General features: G+C 48.8%; 13 protein-coding genes and 1 pseudogene. 8 read left to right on the top strand and 6 right to left on the bottom strand.

The features are described 5' to 3' along the window. Positions 1 to 10 precede the first annotated feature (10 nt). The 5 genes and pseudogenes from ACESSO_RS05075 to ACESSO_RS05055 all read left to right on the top strand — a co-directional run bounded on the left by ACESSO_RS05075 (position 11) and on the right by ACESSO_RS05055 (position 6,590). Complete coding sequence (locus ACESSO_RS05075) at positions 11 to 1,660, top strand: glycoside hydrolase family 43 protein (RefSeq protein ID WP_373163949.1); 1,650 nt, start codon at positions 11 to 13, stop codon at positions 1,658 to 1,660. Between the two features lie 137 nt (positions 1,661 to 1,797). After that, the gene (locus ACESSO_RS05070) at positions 1,798 to 2,988 is read left to right on the top strand and encodes a helix-turn-helix transcriptional regulator (RefSeq protein WP_373163948.1); all 1,191 of its coding nucleotides are present in this window, start codon (positions 1,798 to 1,800) and stop codon (positions 2,986 to 2,988) included. Between the two features lie 15 nt (positions 2,989 to 3,003). Then, a complete protein-coding gene (gene xylB, locus ACESSO_RS05065; RefSeq protein WP_373163947.1) occupies positions 3,004 to 4,479 on the top strand; it encodes a xylulokinase in 1,476 nt (491 codons plus the stop codon). Between the two features lie 11 nt (positions 4,480 to 4,490). Further along, the gene (locus tag ACESSO_RS05060; protein WP_373163946.1) at positions 4,491 to 5,129 is read left to right on the top strand and encodes a DUF4867 family protein; all 639 of its coding nucleotides are present in this window, start codon (positions 4,491 to 4,493) and stop codon (positions 5,127 to 5,129) included. A 28-nt stretch (positions 5,130 to 5,157) separates the two neighbouring features. After that, positions 5,158 to 6,590: pseudogene (locus tag ACESSO_RS05055) on the top strand (L-fucose/L-arabinose isomerase family protein). Positions 6,591 to 6,644: 54 nt separating this feature from the next. Here the strand turns inward: ACESSO_RS05055 and hcp are convergent. Genes hcp through ACESSO_RS05025 form a run of 6 tightly spaced genes read right to left on the bottom strand, consistent with a single transcriptional unit; the run spans position 6,645 to position 10,929 of the window. Beyond that, the gene (gene hcp / locus ACESSO_RS05050) at positions 6,645 to 8,285 is read right to left on the bottom strand and encodes a hydroxylamine reductase (RefSeq protein ID WP_373163945.1); all 1,641 of its coding nucleotides are present in this window, start codon (positions 8,283 to 8,285) and stop codon (positions 6,645 to 6,647) included. Positions 8,286 to 8,307: 22 nt separating this feature from the next. Next, entirely contained in the window at positions 8,308 to 8,991 is a 684-nt protein-coding gene (locus ACESSO_RS05045) for a DUF2249 domain-containing protein (RefSeq protein ID WP_373163944.1), read from the bottom strand. Between the two features lie 29 nt (positions 8,992 to 9,020). After that, entirely contained in the window at positions 9,021 to 9,176 is a 156-nt protein-coding gene (locus ACESSO_RS05040; protein WP_373163943.1) for a rubredoxin, read from the bottom strand. A gap of 23 nt (positions 9,177 to 9,199) precedes the next feature. Next, positions 9,200 to 10,387 (bottom strand): MBL fold metallo-hydrolase, encoded by a 1,188-nt coding sequence (locus tag ACESSO_RS05035; protein WP_373163942.1) that lies wholly within the window; start codon positions 10,385 to 10,387, stop codon positions 9,200 to 9,202. Between the two features lie 3 nt (positions 10,388 to 10,390). Further along, complete coding sequence (locus ACESSO_RS05030) at positions 10,391 to 10,579, bottom strand: ferredoxin (RefSeq protein WP_373163941.1); 189 nt, start codon at positions 10,577 to 10,579, stop codon at positions 10,391 to 10,393. 17 nt (positions 10,580 to 10,596) lie between these two features. Then, entirely contained in the window at positions 10,597 to 10,929 is a 333-nt protein-coding gene (locus ACESSO_RS05025) for a cupin domain-containing protein (RefSeq protein WP_373163940.1), read from the bottom strand. 302 nt (positions 10,930 to 11,231) lie between these two features. On the opposite strand from ACESSO_RS05025, the gene ACESSO_RS05020 reads away from it, so the two are divergent. The 3 genes from ACESSO_RS05020 (at position 11,232) to ACESSO_RS05010 (ending at position 15,110) form a co-directional block, all read left to right on the top strand. After that, the gene (locus ACESSO_RS05020) at positions 11,232 to 11,909 is read left to right on the top strand and encodes a Crp/Fnr family transcriptional regulator (RefSeq protein ID WP_373163939.1); all 678 of its coding nucleotides are present in this window, start codon (positions 11,232 to 11,234) and stop codon (positions 11,907 to 11,909) included. Between the two features lie 412 nt (positions 11,910 to 12,321). After that, positions 12,322 to 13,053, top strand: a complete 732-nt coding sequence (locus ACESSO_RS05015; RefSeq protein WP_373163938.1) for a TetR/AcrR family transcriptional regulator — start codon at positions 12,322 to 12,324, stop codon at positions 13,051 to 13,053. A gap of 134 nt (positions 13,054 to 13,187) precedes the next feature. Beyond that, positions 13,188 to 15,110, top strand: a complete 1,923-nt coding sequence (locus tag ACESSO_RS05010; protein ID WP_373163937.1) for an FAD-dependent oxidoreductase — start codon at positions 13,188 to 13,190, stop codon at positions 15,108 to 15,110. Positions 15,111 to 15,368 lie beyond the last annotated feature (258 nt).

The following is a 15,368-nucleotide window of genomic DNA, read 5'->3' as shown; positions in this document are numbered from 1 at the left end:
CGTCCTTACTATGATTAAAAACCCCATTTTACCGGGCTTTAACCCGGACCCCTGTATTTGCCGTAAGGGAGAGGACTATTATCTGGCAGTATCCACGTTTGAATGGTTTCCCGGTATACCGATTTATCATTCCAAGGATCTGAAGCACTGGGAGCTTTACACCCATGTTCTTACCGATGATGAAAAGGTGGATCTGAAAAAGCTGCCAAGCGCCAAGGGAATCTGGGCGCCCTGTTTGACCTATTGCGAGGCAGAGGATCAGTTTTATGTCGTCTACGGCGTGATGAATTCTATGAACGCCCGCTACTTCGATGTGGATAACTATCTCATTACCGCCAAGGATATTCGCGGTCCTTGGAGCGAGCCGGTGTATCTGCACTCCTCGGGTTTTGATGCCTCCATCTTTCATGATGACAACGGTAAGAAGTATATTGTTTCTTTGGAGTGGGAGACCCGTCTGGGTTATGAAAAGCCCGGCGCCATCTGTATGGTAGAATATGATCCGGTCAAGCGGGAGATTATAGGCTATCCCAAGCGGATATGGCGTGGCGGCACTGACCGCGGTTGCATTGAGGCGCCTCACCTTACCAAGCGCGGGAAGTATTATTATATTATGTGTGCGGAGGGGGGCACGGGATATAACCACTGTGTTACTATGGGGCGTAGCACTCAGGTGTGGGGTCCTTACGAGAAAGATCCCCAAAACCCCATTGTCACCAGTGTTCCCGGCGAGTCCTACGAGCGTAGCGACCCGGATCACCTGAAGCCTAAGTATTTCAATCCGGATTCTGTACTGCAAAAATCTGGTCATGGCAGTTATGTAGAGTTGCCCACCGGCGAGGTTTATCTGGTGCATCTGTGTGCGCGTCCGTTTGTTCCTGAGCTTAGCTGCACGCTGGGACGTGAAACCGCCATCCAAAAGATGATGTGGACGGAGGATGGTTGGCTGCGCATGGCGGACGGCTCCAATCTGGCAAAGATGGAGGTGCCGGAGTCCAGTTTACCGGAGGTTCCCCTTCAGATGCCTCCAGCGTTTGATGACTTCGATCGTCCGGAACTCGGTAATTTCTACTATGCACCTCGCATCATGCCCACTCGTTTTGCCGATGTTACCGCTCGTCCCGGATGGGTGCGCTTGCGCGGTCAGGAATCTCGCACTTCACTGAATAAGGTAAGTATCTTGGCCCGTAAGCTCACCAGTGTTCACGCTCGGATCACCACCAAAATGGAGTTCACTCCCGAGGTGCATCAGCACAGTGCTGGTCTCATTCTTTACTACGATAACATGAATTACATCAATCTTCGTAAGTATTTCAGTGAAACCTTGGGATGCAGCGCGTTGTCTATCATCCATTTGGAGAACGGGGAGAAGACGGAGTTTCTCAATACCCGTATTCCGGTTGATGATGTGTCGATTTATCTGCGTTTGACGATAAAGGGACGCAGAGCGCAGTTTTCCTGGAGTTATGATAATCAGGTATATCATACCATTGGGCGTTGCTTTGCCACCGCTCATTTTTCCGATGAGTATTGCAAATTTGGAGAGTTTACCGGTACCATGGTGGGTATTACCTGTGCTGATCGGGTCAAACACTGTCATTATGCCGACTTTGATTTCTTTGAGTATCTGGCCGACGAAGACCGTGCCGTAGATGATTAAAGAAAAGGCGAACTATGGACACAGGCCCATAGTTCGCCCCTTTATGGTTCGGTAAGTTTTTATGGAAATCCTGTATTATTAGGTGACTTCTTCTGGTTCTTGCTGGTAAAATATATTTGAGAGGCAGGTGACTTACCGTGTTAGACACAACAGAGTTGTGCAGCCATCTGGTTCATCTGAGCCATGTGCCCATTCGACATTATGATCATCATGCAAAGTATCAATTCACTTACGCAGAACAGGGTGGATGCCCAGATCCGCTTCAGTGTGATCGAGACTTTCAAACTCTACTGTTGGGAAAAGCGTCAGCCTGCGTGCCCAAACTGTATTTTGAATTGGACGCCGTAGTTTATGCAATCATACACGCGAAAGAGCAGGGGATTTTTATTATCGGTCCTTGTTGTCTTTTACGGCGCAATCAGGAAATATCTCAACAAGTTGCTCGACTCCATCACATCGATGATTCACAAAGACCATATCACGTCTCTTCTTGCACGATGGAATTTTTCTTTTCCGTTGTGTCCATGCTGTATCATCATCTAACCGGCATCTATCTGAGTTGGACAGAAATCATGACACACGGTATAGAGGATACTTCTTTTAAAGAGGTCGTGCGGGAAAAATTAGATGACGTTTATTCTTCCTATAATGAACAAGGCAAGGTTCACAATCCATACAGCCAGGAAGAACGAGAGCAGGATAGTATTCGGCGTGGAGATTTAGAATCCCTTTGCCAAAGTTTTAGGGAAACCTATGTGGGTGAAGTAGGAACATTAGCAAAAAATCCTCTGCGCCATTCCAAAAACATAGCAATTACACTCATTGCTTTGTCTAGCCGTTCTGCCATTGCAGGCGGAATACCTTCTGAGATCGCCTATTCTTTGTCCGATGCATATGTTTTACAGGTGGAAGAACTTCTGCATGTAGATGAGGTCACCGCATTAGCGCGTCAGGCTGAGGTGCACTACGCTACTCTTGTACGTGATCATATCAATGGTATGCAGAAAAATACACTTGTAACCAAATGCAAGGAGGAAGTTGAAAAACGGCTTCATCAAAAGATTACTGTCACGCAGTTGGCAGATGAACTGTGTGTTACCCGCAACTATCTTTCTCAACTATTTATGAAAGAAGAAGGTATTTCGCTGGTGGACTACATTACACAGCAGAAGATATATTCCTCATTGAAAGCTTTGCGTCATACGAAGGAAACATATGGTGAAATTGCTTATCAATTGGGATTTTCTTCTCAAAGCCATTTTGGACAGGCTTTTAAAAAGGTAATGGGTATGACCCCAAAACAATATCGAGATCGATATTTAGCTTAACGAAGGAGAACAGATATGTTATACATAGGCATCGACCTTGGAACCTCTGCTGTCAAACTGCTTTTGATGGATGAGCAAGGTCGGATCAAGAATGTTGTATCGAAAGAGTATCCGCTGGAGTTTCCGCAGATAGGATGGAGTCAGCAAAATCCGGATGACTGGATGCACGCTGTGGAAGAGGGAATCCCTGAACTGCTGCAGGGTTCTGATCCCAGTCAGGTGGCGGGCATTGGGGCAGGTGGTCAGATGCACGGTCTGGTGGTGCTGGACGATCAGGACAAAGTGATTCGTCCCGCTATCCTGTGGAACGACGGACGTACTGTGCAAGAAGTGGAATACCTGAATAATGTGATCGGCAAAGACAAGCTCAGTCGGTATACCGCTAACATTGCTTTTGCTGGGTTTACTGCTCCCAAACTATTGTGGATGGAGAAGCATGAGCCGGAACTGTTTGCCAGAATCGCAAAAATCATGCTGCCTAAGGATTATATCAACTACATGCTGACCGGGGTGCACTGCACCGATGTATCTGATGCCTCGGGCATGCTGCTTTTGGATGTGGAGCACAGGTGCTGGTCAAAGGAGATGCTGAACATCTGCCACATCAGAGAGACGCAGTTACCCCAATTGTTTGAGTCTTATCAAGCAGTAGGGACTTTGAAGCCTGAGATGGCCCGGAAACTGGGACTATCGGAAGCGGTTGTGGTGGCTGCCGGTGCTGGCGACAATGCTGCTGCTGCGATAGGCACAGGTACGGTGGGAGACGGAGGATGTAACATCTCTTTGGGTACATCCGGAACCGTGTTTATCTCCAGCGAGGCTTTTCGCGTGGATGACAACAACGCGCTACACGCCTTTGCCCACGCTGACGGCCACTATCACTTGATGGGTTGCATGCTGTCTGCTGCGTCCTGCAACAAATGGCTGATGGAGGACATTTTCCAAACCCGGGACTATCAGGCAGAGCAAGAGCCCATTACTCTGGACCAATTGGGGGAAAACCATGTATTTTTCCTCCCTTACCTCATGGGAGAACGTTCTCCTATCAACGATACGAACGCCAGAGGTACCTTCACCGGCATCACCCTGAATACAACACGGGCTGATTTGACACAAGCTGTGTTGGAGGGAGTGGCTTTTGCCATCCGGGATAGCTTTGAGGTGGCAAAAAAACTGGGTATCCGTATGGAGCGCAGTAAAATCTGCGGCGGTGGCGCCAAAAGTACCTTATGGAAAACTATTTTCGCCAATGTTCTCAACTTGAAGCTGGATCTGGTTGCCTCGGAACAAGGACCCGGTATGGGCGGAGCCATGCTGGCCATGGTAGCCTGCGGCGTGTATCCCACGGTGCAGGCGGCCTGCGATGCGTTGGTGCAGGTGGTGGACACGGTGGAGCCGGATCCTGTGCTGGTGGATAAATATGACAAACGTTATCAGCAGTTTTCTACGATTTATCCGGCGCTGAAAGGCGTCTTTCCCCATCTGCTGTAAGGAGAAAAAATATGAAAATTGATTCTGTGTACGATCCTGCCTTCAGAGAATATGGGCAGGTGATTACAGGCTACGATGTGAACGAGCTGCTTAAAACGCTGGATCAGGCAACCCCGTTGCCCGCGGGAGTAGAGTATGTGCCTGAACAGCCTGAATTGCAGATGCTGGCGGTGACTCAGGAGCTGCAAGATCGGCAGTACGGAGGCATGCCCATTCAGATGGGGTGGTGCAACGGACACAACACCGAGCTCAATTGTCTGGAATACCATCGGAACAGTGAGGTAAACTTTGGGGTGTCCGACTTCATTCTTTTGCTGGGTAAGCAGAAAGATATAGACGAAAACGGCATGTTTGACACGGCTAAGATCCGCGCTTTTTTGGTGCCGGCGGGGGTTTTGGTGGAGGTCTATGCAACGTCTCTGCACTATGCGCCGTGCAGCGCCAAACAGGGCCAGGGATTCAAGGTGTTAGTCGTGCTGCCTCGCGGCACCAATACGAATAAGCCGAATTTTCAGCCAGGAAATCAAGAGGACGTTCGGATGGCGGCTCGGAACAAGTGGCTGTTGGCTCACCGGGAGTCGAACGAAGCACAAAACGGTGCGGTTGTGGGACTGACCGGAGCCAATATTGACATTACACCGTATATTTAAAAAATTAGGAATAGAAAGGAAAAATATTATGTTAGGCAGTAATATTCCGGTAGTGAAGTTAGGCATCATTGCCGTATCCCGAGATTGCTTCCCCGTTGTTTTGTCTGAGAAGCGTCGCGCCAACATTGTACAGGCGTATCGTGGGGAGGATTTGTATGAGTGTCCCGTGACAGTGGAAAATGAGCAGGATATGCTCCGTGCTGTGGAGGATGTGAACAAAGCGAATTGCAATGCGCTGGTAGTGTTTCTGGGTAATTTCGGGCCTGAGACTCCCGAGACCCTAATCGCTAAACATTTTCACGGTCCCTGCATGTTCGTAGCTGCTGCCGAGGGAGACGGAGATCTGATTGACGGACGAGGCGATGCTTACTGCGGCATGCTCAATTGCTCTTACAACTTGGGTATGCGTCACCTGAAAGGGTATATTCCGGAGTATCCCGTGGGTACTGCCGCGGAGATTGCGGACATGATTACGCAGTTTATCCCCATTGCGCGTGCGGTCATTGGCATCCAGAATCTGAAGATCATTACCTTCGGTCCGCGTCCACAGGACTTTTTTGCCTGCAACGCCCCCATCTGGTTGCTTATAAGGCTCATGAGAATGACCCACGCATACCCGATGTGTGCAAGGATATGGCTAGGGAGATGGGGGAGGGGAAATATTATCCTGATCTCAATGCCCGCATGGCCCAGTTCGAGTTAACGCTTCTGGATTGGGCAGAGGAACACAGGGGGGCCAGAAAGTATGTCGCATTTGCAGATAAGTGCTGGCCGGCCTTCCCCAGCCAGTTTGGCTTTGAACCCTGTTATGTCAATTCTCGTTTGGTGACTTGCGGCATTCCTGTAGCGTGCGAGGTGGATGTTTACGGTGCCCTCAGCGAGTACATAGGCATGTGTGTATCTGGAGATACGGTAACTCTGCTAGACATCAATAACTCAGTTCCTGCCTCGATGTTTGAGGAGCATATCAAGAGCCGTTATGAACAATATACCCTCACGGACACCTTTATGGGTTTTCACTGCGGCAATACCCCCTCGTGTAAGATGTGCGCGGATCGGGCGGTGAAATACCAGCTGATTCAGCATCGGGTTTTGGAACCCGCCGGCAGTGAGCCTGACATTTCTCGCGGTACCTTAGAGGGCGATATCGCTGCTAGTGACATTACCTTCTACCGACTCCAGTGCGACAGCAATGGAGATCTGCGGGCGTATATTGCGCAGGGTGAGATTCTGGATGTGGCTACGAAGTCCTTTGGCGGCATTGGTGTGTTTGCGATTCCTGAAATGGGCCGTTTCTATCGTCACGTACTCATACAGAAGGGATACCCCCATCATGGTGCTGTGGCGTTCTCTCACGTGGGAAAGTACCTCTTCGAGGTATTTAAGTTCTTGGGTGTAGATGATATTGCGTATAACCAGCCTAAAAATTTGCCGTATCCAACCGAAAATCCTTTTGCATAATCATAAGAAATGTGGGCGAAAAATATTTTCCGCCCACATTTTTTATACATTTTATCAGGCGTTCTCGCCGAAGAACAGCTTCATATCGTCCTCGACCGTGCCGATGCCTGCAATGCCGAAGTTCTCAACGAGAACCTTTGCCACATTGGGGCTGAGGAAAGCGGGCAGGGTGGGGCCAAGATGGATATTCTTAACACCCAGATACAACAGAGCCAACAAGACAATGACGGCCTTCTGCTCATACCATGCGATGTTGTAGACAATGGGCAGGTCGTTGATATCATCCAGACCGAAAATTTCTTTGAGTTTCAGCGCGATGACCGCCAGGGAATAGGAGTCGTTGCACTGGCCGGCGTCCAGCACGCGGGGGATACCGCCGATGTCGCCCAGCGGCAGCTTGTTGTACTTATACTTGGCGCAGCCGGCGGTGAGGATGACGGCATCCTTCGGCAAAGCCTTGGCAAACTCAGTGTAGTAGTCGCGGCTCTTGGCCCGGCCGTCACAGCCGCCCATCACCACAAACTTCTTGATTGCGCCGGACTTCACAGCCTCAACCACCTTGTCGGCCAGCGCAAAAACCTGCGCGTGCGCAAATCCGCCGATAATTTCGCCAGTCTCGATCTCCGTAGGAGGTGCACATTTCTTGGCATGCTCGATGATGGCAGAGAAGTCCTTCTGCTCCCCGATCTCGCCGGGGATGTGCTTGCAGCCGGGATAGCCAGCGGCGCCGGTGGTGTACAGGCGGCCCTTGTAGCTGTCCTTGGGAGGCACGATGCAGTTGGTGGTCATCAGAATCGGGCCGTTGAAGGATTCAAACTCTTCCTTTTGCTTCCACCAGGCATTGCCGTAGTTGCCCACAAAGTTGGGGTACTTCTTAAAGGCCGGATAGTAGTGTGCGGGCAGCATTTCGGAATGGGTGTACACATCTACACCGGTGCCCTGCGTCTGCTCGAGCAGCATCTCCAGATCCCGCAGGTCGTGGCCGGACACCAGGATGCCCGGATTCTTGCCCACGCCGATGTTGACCTTGGTGATTTCAGGATTGCCATAGGCGGTGGTATTCGCCTTGTCCAGCAATGCCATGCCGGAGACACCGTACTTGCCGGTCTCCAGTGTCAGCGCCACCAGCTGGTCCACGCTGAGGGTGTCGTCCAGCGTGGCGGCCAGGGCGCGCTGCAGGAAGGCGTCTACTTCCTCGTCGTCCTGAAGCAGCACGTTGGCGTGCTTGGAGTAGGCGGACAGGCCCTTCAGGCCGTAGGTGATGAGCTCGCGGAGGGAGCGGACATCCTCATTCTCAGTGGAGAGAACGCCCACAGTCTTGGCCTTCTCCTCCCAGTCGCCGGAGCCGTCCCACAGAGCGGCTTCGGGCAGGTTTGCGGTGTTGCTCAACTGAGAGAGCAGTTCCTCCTTAGCATCCAGCGTAGCATGGATGCGCGCCTCAATGCTCTCCTTATCAAAGTTGGCGTTGGTGATGGTGGTGAACAGGTTCAGGGTGATCAGATGATTGATCTCGGCAGAAACGGGTTTACCCTCTTTGCGCAGTGCAGTGGTGACAGCGGAGATTCCCTTGCTCGCATACACCAGCAAATCCTGCATGGCGGCTACATCCGGCTTCTTGCCGCACACGCCCACCATGGTGCAGCCCTTGCATCCAGCGGTCTCCTGACACTGATAACAAAACATTTTATTTTCCATCGATATACTCCTTCGTGTTGTTTTATACCTGTACTTCCGGATTCTTCTCTCCGAAGTTTTCCTGAAGCTTCTCGCAGATCTCTTCCCGGCATTTGCCCTGCTTTTCCATTGTTTTAATCAGCTTATATGCCCGAAACAGGGAAGATGGGCCAATCTCAGAACTGAAAAATCCAATTCCCTGATTCCAGGCCAAAAGCTCGAATACATCGTCCAATGCGGCAGACTCTACCCCGTGATGATATGCCTTTACCAGCTCTCTGGTCGCCTGACGCATGCGGCCGGCACCGACAGCATTGGTCAAGGAAAGCAACAGCCGCATATCATAGGACAATGTGCGTTTGGAATTTTGCCAGGTGAGCTCCCAGAAATCGGCTGCGATGTGTCCTAAGTCCTCGTCGATCATGGGATAATTCAGAAGCGCCAGAGGGCGAAATGGGGTGTTTTTTTCTTGGCTTTTCTTTTCTGTGCGGTAGAAATATGCATGAAATTCTGTCGGAGATCTCTCTTCCGTATAGTGATCGAAGCCCAATTCCTCTAGGGCCTGGTAGAGTGGATGGGGACGGAATGTCTGCACGATGTGCAAGCCCTCTCCAATCTCCAGAGCCGCTGCCTTATTGCGCAAACCTGGGAAAAAATTTCCCTGAATATGCCGGACATCTACCGTCTGAAACTGTGCCGTTTTGTCCTTCCATGCTTCATAAATCATAGTAGAGCAATCCTTTCTGTCTTGAGACATTACTCCGCCTCAAATTGATCTTTACCTACGCCGCAGAGAGGACACTCAAAATCGGCAGGTACATCAGACCAGGCAGTTCCGGGGGCAATGCCGCCCTCTGGATAGCCAGCCTCTTCGTCATAAATAGAGCCGCAAACTGTGCAGACATACTTCATAATCAAAAACCGCCTTTCAAAAATTAATCGATTAGTTGATGAACCAGTTCGGGAATTTTTGCAAAATCACTCTGGTCAGGATTCCACTGGGATTTTACCTCTCCGTCCACGACGGAGAATCCGGCGTCGGCCAACTTCTCTTTCAGGAGCTTAACACTTTCACCGCTCCATCCATAGCAGCCAAACGCCGCCGCCTTTTTCTTCTTAAATTTGAGCGACTTCAGAAATGCCAGCCAACCAGCCACACTGGACAGAATGTCGTTTCCAACCGTAGGAGACCCCACCGCAATGGCCTTGGATTTAAAGACCTCAGTCATGATCTCGTTTTTGTCCGCCTTGGCGATGTTGAACAACTTGACCACGGTATCAGGACTTTGCTTTGCGATCTCACGGGCAATTTCGTGGGCGATCTTTGCAGTACCCTCCCACATGGTATCATAGGCGATGGTCACTTGGTTTTCCTGATAGCTGTCTGCCCATTTTGCATATTGTTCCACGATCTGCAAGGGGTTGTCCCGCCAAATCGCACCGTGACTGGGGGCGATGATGTCAATGGGAAGGTTCAGCCCAACGATCTCGTCGATCTTTTTTGCCACCAGCGGGGAGAAGGGGTTGAGGATATTGGCATAATATTTCATTGCTTCCTTCATGAGAAGGCACTGATTGGCCTTGTCATTGAACATTTCTTCAACCGCAAAGTGCTGACCAAAGGCGTCGTTGGAAAACAAAATATTGTCGCCGGTCATGTATGTCGCCATGGAATCCGGCCAGTGCAGCATCCGCATTTCCACGAATACCAGCTGCTTACCGTTGCCGATGTCCAGCGTGTCACCAGTTTTGACAACCTGAAAGTTCCAGCCGCGCTGGCCAAACTGACCTTCCAGACTCTTCACCGCGTTGGCTGTGCAGTAGATGGGCGTGTCGGGAATTTCCGCCATTAGAGCGGGAAGCGCGCCGGAATGGTCGATCTCACCGTGGTTGACCACGATATAGTCGATCTGCTTGAGGTCGATTTCCTGCTTCAGGTTTTCCACAAATTCAAACTGATGAGGCGCCCAAACGGTATCGATCAGAACCGTTTTTCCCTCCTGAATCAGATAGGCGTTCTGGCTGGAGCCGTTGAGAATGGAGTATTCATCGCCGTGAAATTTCTCCAATTCCCAATCAATGTAGCCCACCCAGCTGACATTATTTTTTACTTGCTTTTTCAATTTTTAGTCCTCCCAACTGATTGCCGATACGGGGCAGGAGTCAATGGCGCTTTGCACATCGCCTTGATTTTCCTCGGTTGCCGCTTGGTAGGCTTCGGCCTTTCCATCGTCATTCATGCGAAACACTGCGTCGCACATTCCACAGCAAAGGCTGCATCCGATGCAGGTATTCTGATCTACAACTGCTTTCATATTCATCGCTCCTCTTCTTAAAATACAACAACCAGCAGCATCTTGAACGCTTCTTCTCCATACACCGCGTGGGGATGCCCAGCGGGCATAACAATGGACTCACCTTCGTGGAGAAGGTAATCGACACCGTCGATGGTGATTTTACCCACTCCGTCCAGGCAGGTAACAAAAGCGTCGCCGCCGGATTCGTGGGTACTGATTTCCTCACTCTTGGCAAAGGAGAACAGGGTGATGCTCAGGGCATCGTTCTGGGCCAGGGTCTTGCTGACCACCTGGCCTTCCTGATAGGCGATTTGGTCCTTCAAAACCAGTACCTCTGCCTGGCTGATGTTTTTCATTTTCACATTCATGATGATGCCTCCTTGTCTGCATTCAGTTTCATACGGTTTCCTGAGACTTATTCACTGCAAATAGGATTTCGCACAACCTTGACCCCATTTGCTTCTTGAAAATACGATCCAATGTGTTTGTTATCCCATCTGACGAGGTTTGCTGCTCGTACAAATTCACCAGAAAATTTGCCTCTACAAAAATCTGATAGTCTGGCCCATCAATGTCATTCCTCCTCAAAACTGACGTGCTTGACCTTACGTTTGCATTTTACTATAATAAGAAAAAAACAGTTGTTGGAATTCCAACATCGGAGGTATTTATGGAAAAATATTTTTCGATTCTATTCCAATGCCCTCTGTTTTACGGAATTGGGCAGGAGGACTTGCAGGCAATGATGGCATGCCTTGGCGCGAAATTTATAGCGGTTCCCAAAGGAGACCCTGTCTTTTTGGAGGGTGATCCTGCACAACTGGTGGGTGTTGTTCTCTCCGGCGGCGTACAGGTGGTTCAGGATGATTACTATGGAAACAGGAGTGTGTTATCCATTTTGCAGCCTGGAGAATCCTTTGGAGAGGCCTTTTCCTGCGCAGGATTGGACAGCATGCCTGTCAGTGTGTTTGCAATCAAGGACAGTGAGGTGCTTCTCCTGAACTGTCGGAGCATACTGACCATGTGCGCTCACACCTGCCACTTTCACAGTCTGTTAATCCAGAACCTCTTAAAGGGTTTGGCGCAAAAAAACTTAGCATTCACACAAAAGGTACGGTATATGTCTCAAAAAACCACAAAAGACAAGCTGCTGGCTTATCTTTTTGATCAGGCAAAACAGCAAGGAAGCGCAGAGTTTGTCATTCCCTGCGATCGGCAAGCCCTAGCGGATTATTTAGGTGTGGAGCGCACCGCCATGTCGGCAGAAATCAGCAAATTAAAAAAAGCAGGACTGCTCGATACAAAAGGGTCCTGGTTTTGCCTGAAGCAAGTCGCTCAAAAACATTAAAGAATAAAGAAAGAGCCACAGACTACCACTGCTTGAGTGGATAGTCTGTGGCTCTTATCGCAAATTTGCATAGCTAAAATATTTATTGATAATTTTGTGCGCCAAAGATTTCGTCCAGATACAGGAAATACAAAGCTGTATCACCTGAATCTAACGAGGCCAAAATGGCTCAGATCAAAGCAGTATTAATTTAGATTTTATCTGGTTGCCATATGATAGAGAATAGATATTCCGCTGTCGTCAATATGATTTGGCTGTCTTTTCATATATACATCCATAGCCATTGCATTTATCGTGATCGATCTGAATGTTTCTTCGCACGATTAGGATGACGTTCTTGTTTTCTTCCCTAAAATATAGTAAAATAAAACACAACAAAACCGAAAAGGGTGGTTCGCATAGGGCGAATCGTTTGAATACAAAGCAAAAAAGTGTTGCCCAAGCAACGGGGACACATGTAAACAGAGGGAATCTTAGTTTTTCGCATGAGCAAATTTCGAGGAAAAATATGAAAGAACTCAATATTTCTAAGCGTGATTTCAATAATCAGCAAAACAGAGAGAAACTGCTCAATGCAATGCATCAGATTATTGAGAAGTATGATTATAATACGGTTACCATCCGGAATCTATGCACGGTATCCGGCGTTTCTTATGGGTCGTTTTACAACCTGTTCAAAACAAAAGAAAACTTTTTGTGTTTTTATCTGACGCATGATTTCATAAAATATATGGATGAATACTATGTGACACATTCTGAAGAATTTCAGGCCATGAATCCGATAGAGAAAAGCATAGATATTTTTTGCTGCTGCGCAAAATATAATATCGATAAAGGCCTGAAGTTTGTCAGCGCATTCTATTCTCCCAATAATTACAGTCTATTTCCCGATCCGGGCAGTCCTGAGCAGGAATATTCTTTTACACCGCTATTACGCTTGGGAAGAGAATATCTGACAAAGGCAAAAGCGCAAAATCTATTAAAATCGGATGCAGACATTGAGCGGATGATTCACATGTATGCTTATATTTTTAACGGCGTTACCTTCAACTGGTGCATCAGCCAAGCAAAATTCGATATTGTAGGTGAAGTGAGGAAATGTTTGACAACGTTTCTGATTCCATATACCGCTGCGACGGAATAGGTCGCAGCGGTTTTTATTTGTTATGCACAGATATGGGGCCAAAAACATGTGGAAGTTGCGGCTTGACAATGTTTTAACAATAGCATAAAATTAAATCACGATTTAGAGCACGATTTAATTTTGGGAGGTTTCTTATGTACGAAAAATTATTTGAACCCATCAAGATTGGTTCGATGGAACTGAAAAACCGTTTGTTTGTGCCTGCAATGTCCACCTTGACGGCCACACCGGAAGGTGCGTCTACCGAACAATTTATTGCGTACCATGAACGTAAAGCGCAGGGCGGCTGGGGCTTTATCATCACGGAGTATTTTGGCGTTGCTCCGTATGTGGGATTTTTCCCTCGGATGCTGGGCATCTGGAATGATGAGCTGATCGAAAGCCATAAGGAATTGACCCGGCGCGTGCATGCAGCCGGTGCAAAAATCGGTGCGCAAATCAGCCACTCAGGGCGTGAGACATATATTGCCGTTTCCGATGAAAATCTTGTTGCGCCATCGCCTTATATGGATGTTGCCGGAGAGAAGAAACCTCGGGAACTCACGGTTGCAGAGATCAAGGAAATCGTTTCTCAATATGGCGATACCGCGCGGAATCTGAAAAAGGCCGGATTTGATGCCGTGGAGATTTATGCGGCACATGGCTACTTGATTTCCAATTTCCTGTCCAAGTATTCCAATAAGCGGACAGATGAATATGGCGGATGCCTGGAAAACAGAATGAGGTTTCTGCTGGAGATCATTAAAGACACGCGTGAAAAGGTAGGACCGGACTTTCCGATTCTAGTACGCCTGTCCACCCGCGAATTCGTCCCGGGCGGTATTTCAATGGGAGAAACCCGTGTCATTGTAAAGAAATTGGAGCAGGCAGGGGTAGATGCCATCGACTGCTCACAGGGCATTTTCACGGTTTCCTATAACATTGTGGAACCGATGCAGGTGGATAACTGTGCTTTCGTTGATGCCTCCGAGGAGATCAAGAAAGTAGTGAATATCCCCGTATTGACTGCCGGCCGCATCAATGAGGCATGTCTGGCGGAAACTGTGCTCCTGACTGGCAAGGCGGATATGGTAGGCATGGGCCGCGCCTCTCTGGCCGATCCGGATTTCCCCAAAAAGGTACAGGAAGGCAGAATCGAAGATATTCGCTACTGCATCGGTTGTGTGCAGGCCTGCATTGGCGGAAACATGCGCGGCGAAAACTGCCATTGCCTTGTCAATCCGGAATTGGATCGCGAATTTGAATTAAAGCCTAACCCGGTTGCAAAGCGGAAAAAGATTTTTATTGCTGGAGGCGGTGTGGCCGGTTGCGAAGCTGCTATTGTTGCGGCACAAAGAGGACATGATGTCACTTTGTTTGAAAAGTCAGATAAATTGGGCGGTACCTGGCTGATTGCTGCGCTGCCGCTTTACAAGTCGGAACTGCTCACCTTCGTCGGTTGGCAGAAGCATGAACTCGCAAAGCTGCATGTAAAAATCGAGCTGAACACTGAACTGACAAAGGAAATGATAGCACAACATCAGCCGGATGAAGTGATTGTGGCAACAGGCTGCAAACCGTTTATTCCCAATATTCCGGGTCATGATATGCCTCATGTTGTGCAGGCGAATGATGTGCTGCAGCAGAATGTACGCTGCGGTAAAAATGTGGTTGTGCTGGGCGGCGGCTCGGTTGGCGTGGAAACGGCAGAATATATTGCTTGGTTCGGCAGCAATGTCACCATCGTGGAAATGCGTGAAGATATTTTGATCGGTTGTGAGCGTGAAACGATGCTGATGCTCCGACAGGGCATCAAGGAGAATGGCATTCAGGTTTACACCGATTCGAAAGTCTGTGAAATCGGTGAAGGAACGGTCACGCTGGAGCGCAAGGGCAAGAAGATTGTTCTGGAAGAAGTGGATCATGTGGTGGTTGCAGCAGGTTCAAAGCCGGTCAACACGCTGGAAGCGGAGGTCAAGGAGCTTGGTATTCCGGTGCGCGTGATCGGTGATTCCAAACAGGTTCGCAACGGCCTGCATGCTATTTTAGAAGGCTATATGGCAGGATACGAGATTTAATGATTGAAGTGGCTATATCAGCAGTCCGTAACAAAAATATTGCATAAAAGTGGCGCTTTCCTATGGCTGAATAGCTGGGAAAGCGCCATTTTTAATGATATAGCAGGAAAAAAGACAGTCGGCAAGTAAATATGTTTCCTTTCCTGACCAGACAAAACTTCAACTATATCTTTTTACTTTTCTGCGCTATGCTATATACGAATGCAGGTCAAAGTAATGTGTTGTCATCGTATCCCGCCCGGGGGTAGTCTGCCTATC

This window comes from Agathobaculum sp. Marseille-P7918 (genome assembly GCF_964248325.1).
In the GTDB taxonomy this organism is placed as follows: domain Bacteria; phylum Bacillota; class Clostridia; order Oscillospirales; family Butyricicoccaceae; genus Agathobaculum.
Note: the sequence above shows the minus strand (reverse complement) of the source record. Positions and strands in the feature narration are given on the sequence as shown.

What these genes read in the sequence shown, in the direction of transcription:
- ACESSO_RS05075 (WP_373163949.1), top strand. Translation starts at nt 11, where the DNA reads ATGATTAAAAACCCCATTTTACCGGGCTTTAACCCGGACCCCTGTATT.
- xylB (WP_373163947.1), top strand. Translation starts at nt 3,004, where the DNA reads ATGTTATACATAGGCATCGACCTTGGAACCTCTGCTGTCAAACTGCTT.
- ACESSO_RS05060 (WP_373163946.1), top strand. Translation starts at nt 4,491, where the DNA reads ATGAAAATTGATTCTGTGTACGATCCTGCCTTCAGAGAATATGGGCAG.
- hcp (WP_373163945.1), bottom strand. Translation starts at nt 8,285, where the DNA reads ATGGAAAATAAAATGTTTTGTTATCAGTGTCAGGAGACCGCTGGATGC.
- ACESSO_RS05045 (WP_373163944.1), bottom strand. Translation starts at nt 8,991, where the DNA reads ATGATTTATGAAGCATGGAAGGACAAAACGGCACAGTTTCAGACGGTA.
- ACESSO_RS05040 (WP_373163943.1), bottom strand. Translation starts at nt 9,176, where the DNA reads ATGAAGTATGTCTGCACAGTTTGCGGCTCTATTTATGACGAAGAGGCT.
- ACESSO_RS05030 (WP_373163941.1), bottom strand. Translation starts at nt 10,579, where the DNA reads ATGAAAGCAGTTGTAGATCAGAATACCTGCATCGGATGCAGCCTTTGC.
- ACESSO_RS05025 (WP_373163940.1), bottom strand. Translation starts at nt 10,929, where the DNA reads ATGAATGTGAAAATGAAAAACATCAGCCAGGCAGAGGTACTGGTTTTG.
- ACESSO_RS05020 (WP_373163939.1), top strand. Translation starts at nt 11,232, where the DNA reads ATGGAAAAATATTTTTCGATTCTATTCCAATGCCCTCTGTTTTACGGA.
- ACESSO_RS05010 (WP_373163937.1), top strand. Translation starts at nt 13,188, where the DNA reads ATGTACGAAAAATTATTTGAACCCATCAAGATTGGTTCGATGGAACTG.